This is a genomic window from Paraburkholderia sp. CNPSo 3272, from assembly GCF_024206495.1.
Taxonomy (GTDB): Bacteria; Pseudomonadota; Gammaproteobacteria; order Burkholderiales; family Burkholderiaceae; genus Paraburkholderia.
Genome location: NZ_JAMBPQ010000046.1, coordinates 1 through 15043, shown reverse-complemented (window position 1 = coordinate 15043; position 15043 = coordinate 1). Strand labels below are relative to the sequence as shown.

Here is a 15043-nt window from a genome sequence, read left to right as displayed (position 1 = left end):
CCGCCGCGCGGCTTTTGTGACACGCATATTTCACCTATTCTTTTTAGCGCACGCCGTCGGCTCCACGATTCCCAGCGCCAGCATTCTCACGACAATTAACCGGCCAATGGATATGGAAGGACCTGTCTCCCCTCACGCACGGGCCGCCAGTGGAAGCGCAAGCCAGCCCTGGCTGCGCTGGCTGCCCGGCGTGACGTTGTTGAAGACTTATCAACGCGCCTGGTTGCTCAACGATCTCGCTGCGGGACTCGTGCTGACCACCATGCTCGTGCCGGTCGGCATTGCCTACGCGGCGGCGTCCGGTGTGCCGGGTGTGTACGGTCTCTATGCCACGATCATTCCGCTGCTGGCCTACGCCATTTTCGGGCCCAGCCGCATTCTCGTGCTCGGCCCCGACTCCGCGCTTGCCGCGCCCATCCTCGCCGTGGTGGTGCAGGTCGCGGGCGGCGACCCCGCACGCGCCATCGGCGTGGCGAGCATGATGGCGATCGTTTCGGGGCTCGTCTGCGTCGTCATGGGGCTGTTGCGCCTCGGCTTCATCACGGAGCTGCTGTCCAAGCCCATTCGATACGGCTACATGAACGGCATCGCGCTCGCCGTGCTCATTAGCCAGTTGCCGAAGCTCTTCGCCGTCTCCATCGACGAGCAGGGCCCGATGAGAGACCTGCTCAGCCTCGTTAAGGGCGTCGCGCGCGGCGAGGCGAACTGGTACAGCTTCGCCGTGGGCGCGGGAAGCCTCGTGCTGATCCTCGTGCTCAAGCGCTTTGACAAAGTGCCCGGCATCCTGATCGCCGTGATCGTGGCCACGCTCTCGGTCAGTCTCTTTCATCTCGACACCATGGGCGTGAAAGTGCTCGGGACGATTCCGCAGGGCTTGCCTGGACTCTCGCTGCCGTGGGTCGCCAACGCGGACCTCGTCAAGATCGTACTGGGCGGCGCGGCCGTCGCGTTGATCGCTTTCGCCGATACGAGCGTGCTCTCGCGTACCTATGCAGCGCGCTTTCATGCGCGCGTCGACCCGAACCAGGAGATGGTGGGCCTCGGCGTGGCGAACTTCGCCGCCGGCTTGTTCCAGGGCTTCCCGATCAGCAGCAGCGCCTCGCGCACGCCCGTTGCCGAAGCCGCGGGTGCCCGCACGCAGCTAACCGGCGTAGTCGGCGCGCTCGCCGTGGCGGCGCTGCTCATGGTCGCGCCCAATCTGTTGCGCTATCTGCCCAATAGCGCGCTCGCCGCCGTGGTGATCGCCGCCGCACTCGGCCTGTTCGAAATCGCAGATCTCAAACGCATCTACCGGATTCAGCAGTGGGAGTTCTGGCTGTCGATCGGTCGCTTCGTGGCAGTCGCGGTTTTCGGGGCGATTCCCGGCATTGGCCTCGCCGTCCTGTTCGCCGTGATCGAATTCCTTTGGGACGGCTGGCGGCCTCATTTCGCGGTGCTCGGCCGCGTGGAGGGGGTGCGCGGCTATCACGACATCGAGCGCTATCCCGACGCCGTGCGCACGCCGGGGCTCGTGCTGTTTCGCTGGGACGCGCCGCTGTTTTTCGCGAATGCCGAGTCCAGCAGCGCCTGATGGAAGCAGTGGAAGCGTCGCCCACGCCGGTGCGCCGGGTCGTAGTGGCGGCGGAGCCTGTGACGAGTGTGGACGTCACGTCCGCCGACATGCTGCGCGAACTGACTCATGCGTTGCGCGAGCGCAGCATCGCGCTGCATTTCGCCGAGATGAAGGACCCCGTGCGCGACAAGCTCAAGCGCTTCGATCTGCTCGAAGACATCGGCCCGGACCGCTTCGATCCGACCGTAAGCAGTGCTGTCGATCGCTATGTCGACGAGACCGGCCTCGCGAAGGACGAAGCCGGGCCTCAAGCGGGACGGTAGTGCAAAGCCGATGCGGTGCCGGCCTTGCATCGCACCGCATTTCGCCTCGCTGCCCGTCAGGCACCGGGTCTGAGCACCACGCGAAAACGCGCCTTGCCGCTCATCATCCGCTCATAGGCTTCTGCCGCGCGCGACAGCGGATACGCCTCGATCATCGGCTTCACCCCCGAGAGCGCGCTGAATGCCAGGGTATCCTGAGAATCGGCGGCGGTGCCCGAGGGCCAGCCCTGCACCGAGTGGCGGCCCATGATGAACTGCGTAATCGGCACTTCCACGGGCTCCTCCGACACGCCGATCATGATCAGTTTGCCGTTCAGGCCGAGCCCGCCCAGCGCGGCGCTCATGGCTTTGCCGCTCGTGGCCGTGGCGAGGATCACGCGCGCGCCGCCCAGCGCGAGCAGCGCTTGCGCGACGTCTTGCGAGGAACTGTCGATGTAGTGATGCGCGCCGAGCTGTTTGGCGAGCGGCGCCTTGTCCTGCCCGCGCGCGATGGCGACGGTGACGAAGCCCATTTTGCGAGCGTACTGCACGCCGAGATGGCCGAGACCGCCAATGCCGAGAATCGCCACGACATCGCCCGCGCGTGCGCCGCTGTTGCGCAGCGCGTTGAAGGTGGTGATGCCCGCGCACAGGAGCGGCGCGGCGTCGACGTCGGAGAGGTCGTCGGGCATGCGTGCCAGGGCTTCCTGCGGCGCCACCATGTAGTCGGCATAGCCGCCGTCGTAACTGATGCCGGGAATCTGCCCGTTCTTGCAGAGCACGAAGTCGCCGTGACGGCAGTGTTCGCAATGGCCGCAGTGTCCGCCGTGCCAGCCCACGCCGATGCGCTGACCAACCTTCCATTCGTCGACGCGCGCGCCGAGCTTTTCGATCACGCCTGCGATCTCGTGGCCGGGCACGCGAGGAAACTGCAGGCCGGGCCACTGGCCTTCTTTCGTGAGCGAATCGCTATGGCAGATCCCGCAAGCCTGTACCTTGACGAGGACGTGTCCCTCGGGCGGCTCGGGAATATCGCGTTCGACCTGTTCGAGAGGGGCGCCCGGTTTTGCTACCTGCACTACGTGCATCTTTGGCATCGTCTGCTCCTGGGAAAGTGAGGTTTGCGCCGGTGATGTCGTGGCGAAGTGTGGCTACTGCGCCATTGTAGGACGATGGTGCGGGCGCTTCGCGCCGCGCGGCGTGGGAGATGTTTGTTAGCGTCCGGCGTTTGTGAATGCTTTGCGGCATCAGCCTTCTTTTCGGGACCCCGCGCGTTTCGCGTCGGCTGTTACGCGGGCTTTTCGATCGGACGCCGTGCGGTTCTTCATATGATCGATGAATGCGCGCAGTTTCGGCATGACCTGACGGCGGTCCGGATAGCACAGGAACACCCCGGGCCTCACCGGCGCGTAGGCCTCCAGCACTTCGATCAGTTCACCCGATCTCAACCCGACAGCGGCCAGCGGCTCGGGTACCTGGGCGAGCCCCAGGCCTTCTAACGCAGCGCCCAGCACGGTGGGAAAGTCACTGGCGATGAGGGGGCCGGATACGGCGATCTCGATCGGCTGCTCGTCGTCGTTGAACGACCAAAGGGCGAGCGCGCCGTTGGACCGCCGCCATCGCAAGCAGGCATGGTGGCGCAGGTCGTTCGGGTGCGTGGGCGGGCTTGACCCGGCGAAGTAGGCAGGGCTGCCGACGACGATGAGACGGAATGGCGGAGTCATCGGCACCGCGACCATATCGGGAGCAACGAGATGCCCCTGGCGGATAGCGGCGTCGAAGCCTTCGGCAGCAAGGTCGGTCACCTCCTTGCTTGCAGCAAGCTCCACCTCGACCTCGGGAAAAGCCTTGCAGAACGATGTGACCAGCTCAAGCAGAGTGGGGATGACCGCGCGCGGCGCCGAGAGACGCAGCAATCCAGCCGGTCGCTGGCCGAGCCCACGCGCCACCTCACTGGCGGCGACCAGTTCATCGAAGGCAGGCTTGGCGCGCGCGAAAAACTGTTCGCCCGCTTCGGTCAAACCGACACTGCGCGAGTTGCGGATGAAGAGCGCTGCGCCAATTCGCGCTTCTAGGACACGCACCGTCTGGCTGATCGCCGAGGGCGTCACACCGAGCTCCGCGGCCGCCTTGCGAAAACTGCGATGGTGGGCCACGCGCAGGAACACCTCCACGCCGTCCAGCGCGCCCTGCCTGACTGTGAAGTTCTGCTTCATGGCCCGTCAACAATGCGATGAATAGCCGCTTGCGAATAGCGATGATACCTTGGCACCAGCCATTGGGCTGGAGCATCAGCGGCTCACACCACGGTAACTGGACGCTGAATGAAACGCCTTCTTCTTAATACGACCATCGCCTCTGTGCTGGTCGCTTCTGCTGGAGTTTCCATGTCGCAAACCACGCCTATGCCTGCCACGCCAACCACGAAAATTCTGGCGATTGGCACTTTTCCGCCGGGCACGGACATGCAACTTGTGCAACACACGCTTTCGACCGAAGTGCGCGAGACGGCGCAGCTTTACCTCGAGGGCAAGATCGACCAGTGGTATTCACTGCAAGACCGGGCCGGGGTGGCATTCATCCTGAACGTAACGGACGTCAATCAAGCGGATGAAATGCTCGAGGCACTGCCCTTGGGGAAGGCGCATTTGATGACGTTCTCGCTCTTCCCAATAGGCCCGTTAAAGCCATTGAGCAAGCTTTTGAATCCGCCTTCCCCCGAGTAGCAAGCGCTATGGCGTGCTGAGCTGATTTAACTCGTTGTCGGGAGCGAACATGAAGCTCTATTACTCGTCGGGAGCATGCTCGCTTGCATCGCATATCGTCGCACGCGAAGCGCGTACGCAATTGAACTCGAAATGGTGGACATGGCGTCGAAGCGCACGCAAGGCGGGATCGACCTTCTCACCATCAATCCAAAGGGAAATGTGCCGGTGCTCGAACTGGACCACGGAGCATTGCTTACAGGAAGCCCAGGCTTGGTCGTGGATGAACGCGATGTTGCCGTGCATATCGCTGACAAGGGTTTGTTCGTGTTTACAGCCTGTTCACACGCAGGTCTCATCAACGTTTTGAAACCCCTTTCAATCATGACTGGAAACGCCTTCTTGTCGACCAACCTGCTGCTTGCCTACACGGAACGAGCATCGACATTGACGAGCGTCTACCTCCGCGGCGCGATGCTCCATCTCACCAATCCAAAGGCGATCCTCTTGTGGGTTTCCATTGTCGCCCTGTCGTCGAACGGCACGGCATCCGCCCATAGTGCGGTTATCGCTGGCTGTGCGGCCATCGGGTGCCTCGTGTTCGGCGGTTATGCCGTCCTGTTTTCGACGGATTCGGCTCGCAGGATGTACGTGCGGACCCGTCGCACGCTGGAAGGATGCCTGGCCGTCGTATTCGGGATCGCCGGGATCAAACTCCTGGCGACGCGGGTCTAGCCCGGTTTCAGTATTCAATTTTCGCTTCTTGCGTTGAACTGACGTTCGTTCTTCAGAGCGCGCGCCAACTACTCACGCAAGGTTGCAACGGGAAGTTTGGCAACCAGCTCGTCGAATACGACGCGAACTCGCCTCGATACCGGGCCGCGTTGGGGACGATAAACGTATAGCTTCCAGGGCTCGGGGTCGAGGCGGGGAAGAATCCGGACGAGTTGACCGCGCTGCACGTAAGGCCGGATCAGATATTCGGTACATTGGCTGTACCCAATTCCCGCACACGCCGCGTTGACTTCCACTGAAGTGTCATTGGTCACGAATGCAGGCGCAGCGGGCTGAAAGTGACGTTCTCCGCGAAATATCCATGGCCACGGACGGCCGCTTGCGGGGTCGATCAAGCACGTAACCGGTAGTGCTTCCAGGTCCTTCAGGTTCCTTGGCTCTCCCACCCGCTCGATCAATGCAGGCGACGCGACGGTCCATACCGGTAGTGGCCCGATAGCGCGCGCGACATACCGGTTGTCGCCTATTGCGCCCGCACGCACGCCTACGTCGATTTGCTCATCCACCACGGCAGAGGGGGCATCCGAGATTCTGAGGTCGGCAATCAGACCGGGATGACGGGCCATCAATTCCATCAAAATCGGCTGGACGTAGTAGCGGCCAAGGGCTGACGGCGCGGTAATGCGCACGACGCCCATTGCGTCGTCACTCTTGCTGGCCTGCCCGAACAGACCGTCGACGCCCGCTAACGCCGCCTGAGCATGCGCGACGAACGACTGGCCGAACGTCGTGATCTGCACGCGTCGCGTATTGCGATGGAAGAGGGTTTCCCGCAGTTGCTCCTCCAACTCACGCACCGCGCGCGTGACCACTTGCGGCGAAACGCCGAGTCGCGCGGCGGCTTCGCGAAAGCTCGTACACGACGAGGCGGCCAGGAAGATCCTCAGGAGATCAAGGCGATTGAGCATGATTGTTCCCGCGCTGAGAATGAAGAGTCATTGTCGTTGAAAATTCCCAAAACAGGAATTGTGAATGCGGGACTATTCCATTCACCTTCGAGCGCCGACTATCCATACTTCGTCCCAGGCGTGAGGCAACGTAGCTCGCCAGATCGACCACTTTGCAGACTATCCACTGGAACAAAGGACGAAATCATGAACACGATCAGCACACCACGGCAGCTCGAAGGCAAGATTGCGCTCGTGACCGGCGCAAGCTCCGGCATCGGCCGCGCTTCGGCCGTCGAACTCGCCCGCCGCGGCGCAAAGGTCGTCGTGGCGGCCCGCCGCAAGGACGAACTCCACCAGCTCGTGCAGCAAATTTCTGCGCAGGGCGGTGGAGCGTCGGCCTGCGTGGCGGACGTTTCGAAAGAAGCCGACATCAAGCGTCTCGTCGACTACGCGGTGCAGACATACGGGCGCCTTGACATCGCCTTCAACAATGCGGGAACCGAGGGCGTATTCGCGCCGCTCGTCGAGCAGGATTCCGAAAGATTCGACATGGTCTTCGAGCTGAACGTGCGCGGCGTGCTGAACTCGATGAAATACGAAGCGCAGGTCATGCTCGAGCAAGGCTCGGGCAGCATCATCAACAACGCCTCGATGGGCGGGCTAATCGGTTTCGCGAACGCGTCGGTGTATATCGCCAGCAAACATGCGGTAGTCGGCATGACCAAATCGGCTTCGATCGAATGGTTCCGCCAAGGCATACGTGTAAACGCACTGTGCCCGGGGTTGATCGAGACGCCGTTCCATCATCGCGGCATCTGGCCATCGGCCGAAGTGCAACAGCAGTTCGCCGCCGGCACGCCCGCTGGCCGCTGGGGCACCGCGCAGGAGATGGCGACGATCGTAGCGTTCCTCGCCTCCGACGACTCGAGCTATGTTTCGGGCCACGCTCTGGTGGCCGACGGCGGCTATTCGGTCGCCTGACCGGTGGCGTGTGTGCGTTTGCGATGCTTGACCAGTCTTTCGACGGCGCCCTCCGTCACCTGCTTGAACAGCTCGACGTTCGCATACGCCCGCGCAGCGAGCATGGCGCCGTAGACCAGCGAGACAAGCGTGGCCGCTTCGGCCTGAACCGACGACTCCAGTTTGAGGAGATCGCCCTTCACGCCGGCTCGGAGCACCCGTTCAAGCCACGCCGTCAGGTGATCGAAGAACGTCTTCACCCCTTGAGCCACTTCTTCAGGCAGCGAAGGCAGTTCGGCGCCCAGCATGCCCGCGACACAGAACGGAGCCGTGTCGTCGGCAATGCAGCGCTCCCAGTGGCCGATGTAGGCGCGCAACTGTGCGATGGCGTCCGCGCCGCTCGCCTCCAGTGCCGCCACGTCGGCGTCTAGCGCTTCCTGCCACGCGCTCAGCACAGCGACGACGAGATCGGTCTTGGCTGGGAAATGGTGGTGAATGCTGGCCTTGCGAATCTCGATCGCATCTGCGATGTCGGCATAGCTGAACCCGTTGTAGCCGCGCCGCATGATGAGCTGCCGTCCCGCCGCAATGATCCTGTCGGCCGTCAGTTCGCCGCTTACTGTCATTTCGCCTACCATCTAGTCGGTTGAATTACCGACAGCTTACGCGGAGTGGGGGCCGATTGCCACTCCGAAGCTGCCCTCAGATTTTTCTTGCCTCTTAGCCATCCTACTAGTAGGATGGCTAAATCGAACAGGCAGTGCCTTGTCGAGTTCTCAAATTCCCTCACTCGCTGGAGCATGAAAATGACGATTTCCTCATACGTAACCCGCATCGCCGCCGCCGTTGCCCTTTGCGCCGCCGCGCTCGGCTCGCAGGCCGCCACGGCCGCGCCGGTCAAGAACATCGTGCTCGTGCACGGCTACTTCGCCGACGGTTCGGGATGGCAGGCCGTGTCGAAAATTCTCACGCGCGACGGCTACAAGGTCTCCGTCGTGCAGGAGCCGGAAACGTCGTTCGATGACGACGTGAAGGCGACGACCCGTGTCGTCGATGCCCAGGACGGCCCGAGCATCCTCGTCGGCCACAGCTACGGCGGCGCGGTCGTGACGGAGGCCGGCAAAGACGACAAGGTCGCGGGTCTCGTCTACGTGGCCGCGTTTCAGCCGGACACGGGGGAATCGCCGCTCGAACTGACGAAGAAGACGCCGCCCGCCACCCAGGCGATCAAGGCCACGGCCGACGGTCACCTGTATATCGACCCGGCCAATTTCCACGCGGATTTCGCCGCCGACCTGCCCGCCACCGAGGCCCGCTTCATGGCCATCTCGCAAGTCACGCCCGCCGCGCAATCGTTCGGCGTTCCGATCACGCACGCCGCCTGGAGAACGAAGCCGAGCTGGGCCGTCGTGGCGACGGCAGACCGCGCGATCAATCCCGATCTGGAACGCTTCATGACCCAGCGCGCCGGCAGCAAGACGGTCGAGATCAACTCGAGTCATGTGGTCTACATGTCGCATCCGACGGAAGTAGCGAAGGTCATCGAGCAAGCCGCAGCGCAGTCCGGCAAGGAGTGATGCAGCGTGACTCGCCGCCTCTAGCCGCGCTACGGGCCGAGGCGGCTCAAGCCCCGCGGTGAAACTTTTTTCACCCCGATGTCACACGCGGCCCAGGCTGTCTCGTCATGTCATGGCAACCCAACCGAAAGGAGATGAAACCATGACTGCCAAGCTCGACCTGTTCGCCGCCGCTCCGACCCTGATGAAGTCCTGGATGGGCACATCGCTCGCCGTGTCCGGGAGCCTCGAGCCGAGCCTCATTGCACTGGTGGAGGTGCGCGCGTCGCAAATCAACGGCTGTGCGAATTGTCTTAACATGCATACCGCGCACGCGCGCGAGGAAGGCGAGACGGAACAGCGTCTCCACCTGCTGTCCGCGTGGAAAGAGGCGCCGTGCTACACCGACCGCGAACGCGCGGCGCTCGGCTGGACCGACGCCCTCACGCGCCTTTCCGAAGGTCATGCGCTGGAAGAAGCACGCGCGGCGCTCACCGGCCACTTTACCGAGGAGGAGCAGGTGAAGCTCACGCTGATGATCAATGTGATCAACGGCTGGAACCGCCTTGCGGTCGGCTTCGGCCTGTGGGTCGATCCGGCGGCGGCGAAGGCCATGGCCAGAAAGATGGTTGCCGCATGACGGACGCTGGCCTCAGGGACGCCGCGGCGAGTTTCGATCCGCTGCGGCGCAAGCTGATCCGCGTGGCGTACCGCATGCTCGGCTCGGTCGCCGACGCCGAGGACATCGTGCAGGACGCGTTCATCCGCTGGGCGGACGTCGAGCGCGACGAGGTGCGTGTGCCCGAGGCGTTCCTGCGCCGCATGGTGATGCGCATGTGCCTCGACCAGCTCAAATCGGCGCGGCATCAGCGCGAAACCTATGTCGGTCCGTGGCTGCCCGACCCGGTCGTCGAAGAGGACGAGCAGGAGGACGTCACGCTGCCGCTCATGCTCGCGCTCGAACGCCTTTCGCCGCTGGAGCGCGCGGCGTTCCTGCTGCACGACGTGTTCGGGCTCGAGTTCGACGAAGTCGCGGCCACGATCGGGCGCGAGAGCGCCGCATGCCGCCAGCTCGCGGCGCGCGCCCGCGCTCACGTGAGAGAAGCGCGCCCGCGTTTTCATGTGGAGAAAGCGCGCGGCATCGAACTGGCGCAGGCGTTCTTCGCGGCGTCGCGCAGCGGCGACATGAGCGCGCTGGGCGCCATGCTCGCCGACGACGTGAGCCTGCACGCGGACGGCGGCGGCAAGCGCCCGGCGATCGGCCACCCAGTGTTCGGCTTCGAGAGTGTGATGAAGCTGCACGCGCGGCTGGCCGACCTGTTTCGCAAGAATGGCTCGACGTTCGTGCGCGCGGGTTTCATCAACGGGCTGCCCGGCTTTGTCACGCGCGAGGCCGATGGCGAGTTGCAGACCACCGCGCTCGAGATCGAAGGCGGCAAGGTCACGGCCATCTACGTGATGCGCAATCCGGACAAGCTGCGGCATCTGCACTGAGGCGCGCGTTCCAGGCGCCGGCGTCGTGCACAAACGTTCCAGACTTGCAGCCGCGTCTCGCGGATCATGACTGCCTCGAAAAAGGAGGCAGCATGTTCGATACGAAAGTCGCGCTGGTCGTGCGCGAAAATCTCGCGGTCTGGCAGAAGCTCAATGTGACCGCGTTTCTCGCCACGGGCATCGCGGCGGCGGTGCCCGAAGCGCTTGGCGAGCCCTACGAAGACGCGCGCGGGCAACGCTACGGCAGGATGCTGGGCCAGCCGATGATGATCTATGGCGCGGACGTTGAGGGTCTGCAGGCCGCGCTGCGGCGCGGCGTATCGCGCGAACTCACGATCGTGCCGTATGTGCACGCCATGTTTTCGACGGGCCACGACGCGGCGAACCGCGAGGTCTTTCGGGCCGAGGACCCGGAGAATCCCGATCTGGTGGGAATCGCGCTATACGGCCCGAAAAACGCGGTGGACAAGGCCGTAAAGGGCCTGGCGCTGCATCAATAGACGCGCGCCGTCACCCTCATCCGGCCTTGCGTACCGGCGGAAAGCGCCGTTTGCCGTTGCCCACGGAAATGCGGCGGAAGCGCTCCTTCTTGTGCTCCTCCTCGAAGTGCGAGAGCGAGAGCTTGACGAGGTCGCTGCGCGAGACGATGCCCACGAGCTGCCGCGATTCGCGGTCGGCCACCACGGGCAGGCGTTCGAGCCCGTGAATCGCGAGGCGCGTGGCAATCTGCCTGCAGGTCTCCCCGGGGAGCGCCGTATCGGGGGAACGTTGCGCGAGCAACGAGCCTAACGGCGTATCGAGGGCTTCGGTCGCGGCGCTCGCGCGCACGGCGTCGAGCATCGCGCGATCCACCACGCCGAGCACCGCGCCGTCGCGCAGCACCGGGAAGGCGCGGCGCTGCTGCGTCGAACCGAAATAGCGCTCGAGAGCATCGCGCACGGTGACGTCCGCGTCGATCGTATCGACATTGCGCGTCATCACTTCATCGACGTAATGGCGCTCGAGCGGATCGACGCCGTATTCGCGAAAGATGTGATAACCGCGGCGCGCGATCTTTTCGGTCATGATCGAGCGCTTCATGACGACCGTCGCGAAGCCGTGCGCGACCAGCGTGGCCGTGAGCAGCGGCAGCAGTGCATTGGTGTCGTGCGTGAGGCCGAACGCGAACACGATGGCCGTGAGCGGCGCGCCGAGCGTGGCGCCGAGCGTCGCCGCCATGCACACGAGCGGCCACAGCGCCGGGTCGCTGCCGGGCAGCACGTGGCTCAACACCGAGCCTAGCCCCGCGCCGAGCATGAGCAGCGGGGCGAGCACGCCGCCCGAGGTGCCGGAGCCGAGCGCCACGACCCAGATCACGGCTTTCACCACCAGAATCGCAATGGCGACCTGAAGAACGATGTGCTGATGCAGCAGATCGCCGATCACGTCGTAGCCCACGCCGAGCGCGCGCGGCTCGATGAAGCCGCCGATGCCCACCACGAGCCCGCCGATGGCCGGCCACCACGACCAGTGCAGCGGCAGATGGCCAAACAGGTCCTCGACCTTGTAGAGCGCCGCCGACAGCCCCGACGCGAGCGCGCCCGCCAGCAGCCCGGCGATGATGCACGAGAAGAGCGCCACGGCGTGCGGCGGCAGGGTCTGCATGGGAAAGAGCGGCGCCGTGCCGAAGAACACGGAGCGCGCGAAGCCGGCCACCGCGCACGCGAGCGCCACCGGCAGGAAGCTGCGCGGACGCCATTCGAACAGCAGCAGTTCGACGGCCAGCAGCACGGCCGCGACCGGCGTGCCGAACACGGCGGTCATGCCCGCGGCCGCGCCCGCCACGAGCAGCGTCTTGCGCTCGGCGGAGGTCACACGCACGCACTGCGCGAGCAGCGAGCCGAGCGCGCCGCCCGTCATGATGATCGGGCCTTCCGCGCCGAACGGACCGCCGCTGCCGATTACGATGCCCGACGAAAGCGGCTTGAGCACGGCCACCTTCGGCGACATCTTGCTCTTGCCGAACAGAATGGCTTCGATGGCTTCGGGAATGCCGTGGCCGCGTATTTTCTCGGAGCCGAAGCGCGCCATCATCCCGACGATCAGGCCGCCTATCACAGGCACGACGATGACCCACGGCCCCAGCGTGTTGAGCGCGGGCGAGCGGTCGGCAAACGAAAACTGGCCGAAGAAGAACAGGTTCGTGAACCAGTGGATCAGGCTCAGCAGCACGAACGCCGCGAACGTGGCCAGCGCGCCGATTACGGCGGCCAGCACGCTGATGCCGGGCAGGCGTGCGTTCGCCGAAAAGTCGCGCTTGTGGGAATCGTCGGAATGCATGGTGTCTATAGATCGATATGCGGAATGGTGAACGCGCCGTCGAGCGATCTCAACTCGGCGCGATGCAGTTCGGCCAGGCGCGCGAGCAGCTTTTCGCCTGCGGCGAGCAGATGCACTTCCACCTGGCGGCGGTCGCGCTCGCTCACGCGGCGCTCGACGAGTTCAATCGCCTCGCAGCGCGAGACGAGCGCCACCACGCCGTGATGCTGCGCCTGCAAACGCTCGGCCAGCTCGCCGATGGTCGCCCACGTGCGGCCGGGGTAGCCCTTCACATGCAGCAGCAACAGGTATTGCAGCGGCGTGATGCCCTCGGCCTGCGCGGCCTGCTCCGAGAAGCGCTCGAAGCGGCGCATCTGGTAGCGAAATTCGGACAGCTGTTCAAAGTCGACCTTGTCGAGGTCGCGCGCGCTTTTTTTCATCGGGAGTCCATGGAATGGTTCAGTCTCCTAATATATCATACCGTGATATTTATGCCCGAAAACGCCCGTCACATCCGCATCGCAGCCAGGTGTATGGCCGCTAATCGGCTCAGGCCGGCGCCTGCTGCGGTGTCTTCGCCTGGTGATAGAGCCCCGAGATCAAGTCGGCCTGGGTGATGATGCCGGCGAGCCTGTGTTCGTGATCGACCACCGGCACATGATGGTGTCCGCGACCTGCAAAAATACGCACGAGCTCGACGATCGGCGTCGTGTTCGCGACGGTGAGCACATGCGTGGTCATCAGCGTGCCGACGCTCTGGGCGGACTCGGCGTGCGGCCGGAACATGCGCGCGATCGCATAGAGCATGAGACGCAGCGGATGCCGCTCGCGTCCGTCGGCGGCGAGGTCGGCGCGCGTGACGATGCCCTTCACCTGGCGATGCGCGTCCACCACGGGCAGCGCCTTCACATCGTGGCGCTTGAGCAGCGAGCGCGCTTCGCCCACGGTCGTCGCGGGCGTGATGCTCACCACGTTGGCCGACATGACGTCGGCGCAGGTCAGTTCGCCGAAGCTGCGTGCGTACGCGCGGATTTCGGCGTCCTGGAGCACGGCTTCGAGGTCGTCGGTGTCGATGTCGAGCATTTCATCGCGCTCGCGCAGCACGGCTTCGAGGTCGGCGCGCGTGAAACCGGCTTGCGCGGGCGCGGGGCCGGCCACCCGCGGACGCCGCGCGGCATGCGGATAGCGATGCCCCGTGGCGGCGTGATAGACGAGCGCGCCGCCGAGCAGCAGGAACGACTGCAGCGCGACGGGCACGAACACGAACTCATAGCCGAGCGCATGCACGGCCGGCCCGCCCAGCACCGCGGTCAGCGCTACGGCGCCGGAAGGCGGATGCACGCAGCGCAGCGTAAACATCGCGACGATGGCCACGGCGACGGCCACGGCGGCCGCCGGCACCGGCTCGTGGATCCACATCGCCGCGGTGACGCCCACGGTGGCGGAAACGAGGTTGCCGCCGATGATCGACCACGGCTGCGCGAGCGGGCTGGCGGGCACGCCGAACAGCAGCACGGCGGAGGCGCCCATGGGGGCGATCAGGTACGGAATGCCCGGATCGCCGCCAAGGATCCGATGCGCTAGCGCGCCCGTCAGAGCGATGCCGACCAGCGCGCCGCCGCCCGAGCGCAGGCGCTCGCGCCATGTGATGGTGGCCCTTGAAGGGATGAAGCGGGTGAGCCAGCGAAGGACCTTGAAGCGTGACACGATTCGGAACGGAAACGGATGGGAAGCGCAGACGGCTCGGCGCCGCCAAAGAACGGGATTATATCGCGATGTGATATATATCGCGACACTTGGTCGCGACAGTGTTGTAGCGAAGATCCGTTTCAGGCGGGAATTTTGGGGACGCAAGCGCAGCCGCGCAGCGTGCGGCGGCAGGTGAGGCAAAGGAGGAGGTGCCGCTGCAGGCAGGCGGTGACGCCTTCGAGGTCGGCCAGCGAACGCTGACCGACGGTATGAACTTCAGCGGTCTTGGCCGGGATTAACCGGCATGCGGCGGCTGGCCCGCGAAACGCGGCGCAGGTGCGCCGTTGGGATGCCCATCGGGGTGGCGATGATGGCCGGCATTCGCATTGGCGCTGGCATTCGCGTTGCGGTTCGGCGCAGGCGTCGGGCGATGTGTGGCGGTGACCGCCGGGGGATGCCCGCCTGGTTGGGGGCGGGAGCCATGCGGCTGCATCGTCACGCGCACGCGCTGGGGCTCGGGCATGCGTGCGTGTTGCATCGGCAGATGGCCTTCGTTATGCGCCATCACCACGCGCAATTCCGCGCGGCGGTGCAGGACTTCGCCGCGCAGGTCGCCGCGGCCGTAGTAGCGGCGCTGGCGGTGGCCATCCGACCCCACGATCCAGATATACGTGCTTCCGCCGGCGTAGACCACGTCGCGGTCGAGCACGACCGAAACATAGGCGTCGTACGGCTGCGGCACGTAAACGGGTTGTGCGACGACGACAGGCGGGGGCGGCGGCGGGGGAGCGACAACCACGGT

Annotated in this window: 15 protein-coding genes and 1 pseudogene; 8 read left to right on the top strand and 8 right to left on the bottom strand. The window is 64.8% G+C overall.

The window, feature by feature from the left end:
- Positions 1 to 112 precede the first annotated feature (112 nt).
- A pseudogene (locus M3I53_RS32770) lies at positions 113 to 1875 on the top strand (SulP family inorganic anion transporter).
- A gap of 56 nt (positions 1876 to 1931) precedes the next feature.
- Here M3I53_RS32770 and M3I53_RS32765 read toward each other — a convergent pair.
- Positions 1932 to 2951, bottom strand: a complete 1020-nt coding sequence (locus M3I53_RS32765) for an alcohol dehydrogenase (protein ID WP_254319955.1) — start codon at positions 2949 to 2951, stop codon at positions 1932 to 1934.
- Between the two features lie 150 nt (positions 2952 to 3101).
- Positions 3102 to 4070 (bottom strand): LysR family transcriptional regulator, encoded by a 969-nt coding sequence (locus M3I53_RS32760; RefSeq protein ID WP_254319954.1) that lies wholly within the window; start codon positions 4068 to 4070, stop codon positions 3102 to 3104.
- Between the two features lie 108 nt (positions 4071 to 4178).
- Between M3I53_RS32760 and M3I53_RS32755 the strand changes: the two genes are divergently transcribed.
- Together M3I53_RS32755 and M3I53_RS32750 are read left to right on the top strand one after the other, a co-directional pair.
- On the top strand, positions 4179 to 4580 hold the full coding sequence (locus tag M3I53_RS32755) for a hypothetical protein (RefSeq protein WP_254319953.1): 402 nt from the start codon (positions 4179 to 4181) through the stop codon (positions 4578 to 4580).
- Between the two features lie 132 nt (positions 4581 to 4712).
- Positions 4713 to 5294, top strand: a complete 582-nt coding sequence (locus M3I53_RS32750; RefSeq protein WP_254319952.1) for a LysE family transporter — start codon at positions 4713 to 4715, stop codon at positions 5292 to 5294.
- A gap of 68 nt (positions 5295 to 5362) precedes the next feature.
- Here M3I53_RS32750 and M3I53_RS32745 read toward each other — a convergent pair whose 3' ends face one another.
- Positions 5363 to 6262: a LysR family transcriptional regulator gene (locus M3I53_RS32745; protein ID WP_254319951.1), complete on the bottom strand. Its 900-nt coding sequence runs from the start codon at positions 6260 to 6262 to the stop codon at positions 5363 to 5365.
- Between the two features lie 186 nt (positions 6263 to 6448).
- Here M3I53_RS32745 and M3I53_RS32740 point away from each other — a divergent pair, with 186 nt between their 5' ends.
- Positions 6449 to 7225, top strand: coding sequence for an SDR family NAD(P)-dependent oxidoreductase (locus M3I53_RS32740; protein ID WP_254319950.1), 777 nt, complete (start codon positions 6449 to 6451; stop codon positions 7223 to 7225).
- On the opposite strand, the gene M3I53_RS32735 is transcribed toward M3I53_RS32740, so the two are convergent.
- Positions 7210 to 7830 (bottom strand): TetR/AcrR family transcriptional regulator, encoded by a 621-nt coding sequence (locus M3I53_RS32735; protein ID WP_254319949.1) that lies wholly within the window; start codon positions 7828 to 7830, stop codon positions 7210 to 7212. The two genes, M3I53_RS32740 and M3I53_RS32735, sit on opposite strands and share 16 nt — an antisense overlap.
- Positions 7831 to 8010: 180 nt before the next feature.
- Between M3I53_RS32735 and M3I53_RS32730 the strand changes: the two genes are divergently transcribed.
- The 4 genes from M3I53_RS32730 to M3I53_RS32715 all read left to right on the top strand — a co-directional run bounded on the left by M3I53_RS32730 (position 8011) and on the right by M3I53_RS32715 (position 10754).
- Complete coding sequence (locus M3I53_RS32730) at positions 8011 to 8781, top strand: alpha/beta hydrolase (RefSeq protein ID WP_254319948.1); 771 nt, start codon at positions 8011 to 8013, stop codon at positions 8779 to 8781.
- Positions 8782 to 8923: 142 nt separating this feature from the next.
- Positions 8924 to 9400 (top strand): carboxymuconolactone decarboxylase family protein, encoded by a 477-nt coding sequence (locus M3I53_RS32725; protein ID WP_254319947.1) that lies wholly within the window; start codon positions 8924 to 8926, stop codon positions 9398 to 9400.
- Entirely contained in the window at positions 9397 to 10254 is an 858-nt protein-coding gene (locus tag M3I53_RS32720) for a sigma-70 family RNA polymerase sigma factor (protein ID WP_254319946.1), read from the top strand. The genes M3I53_RS32725 and M3I53_RS32720 overlap by 4 nt, the downstream gene beginning before the upstream one ends.
- A gap of 92 nt (positions 10255 to 10346) precedes the next feature.
- Positions 10347 to 10754 carry a DUF2000 domain-containing protein gene (locus M3I53_RS32715; protein ID WP_028202441.1) on the top strand — a complete coding sequence of 136 codons (408 nt, stop codon included), beginning with the start codon at positions 10347 to 10349 and terminating at the stop codon, positions 10752 to 10754.
- Between the two features lie 16 nt (positions 10755 to 10770).
- Here M3I53_RS32715 and M3I53_RS32710 read toward each other — a convergent pair whose 3' ends face one another.
- From M3I53_RS32710 to M3I53_RS32695, 4 genes are all read right to left on the bottom strand, one after another.
- Positions 10771 to 12573: a chloride channel protein gene (locus M3I53_RS32710; RefSeq protein WP_254319945.1), complete on the bottom strand. Its 1803-nt coding sequence runs from the start codon at positions 12571 to 12573 to the stop codon at positions 10771 to 10773.
- Positions 12574 to 12578: 5 nt separating this feature from the next.
- Entirely contained in the window at positions 12579 to 12992 is a 414-nt protein-coding gene (locus M3I53_RS32705) for a MarR family winged helix-turn-helix transcriptional regulator (RefSeq protein WP_133186597.1), read from the bottom strand.
- Between the two features lie 109 nt (positions 12993 to 13101).
- Complete coding sequence (locus M3I53_RS32700) at positions 13102 to 14259, bottom strand: HPP family protein (RefSeq protein WP_254319944.1); 1158 nt, start codon at positions 14257 to 14259, stop codon at positions 13102 to 13104.
- A gap of 277 nt (positions 14260 to 14536) precedes the next feature.
- Positions 14537 to 15043: hypothetical protein (locus tag M3I53_RS32695; RefSeq protein ID WP_254319943.1), on the bottom strand; the 507-nt coding region annotated here is incomplete at its 5' end.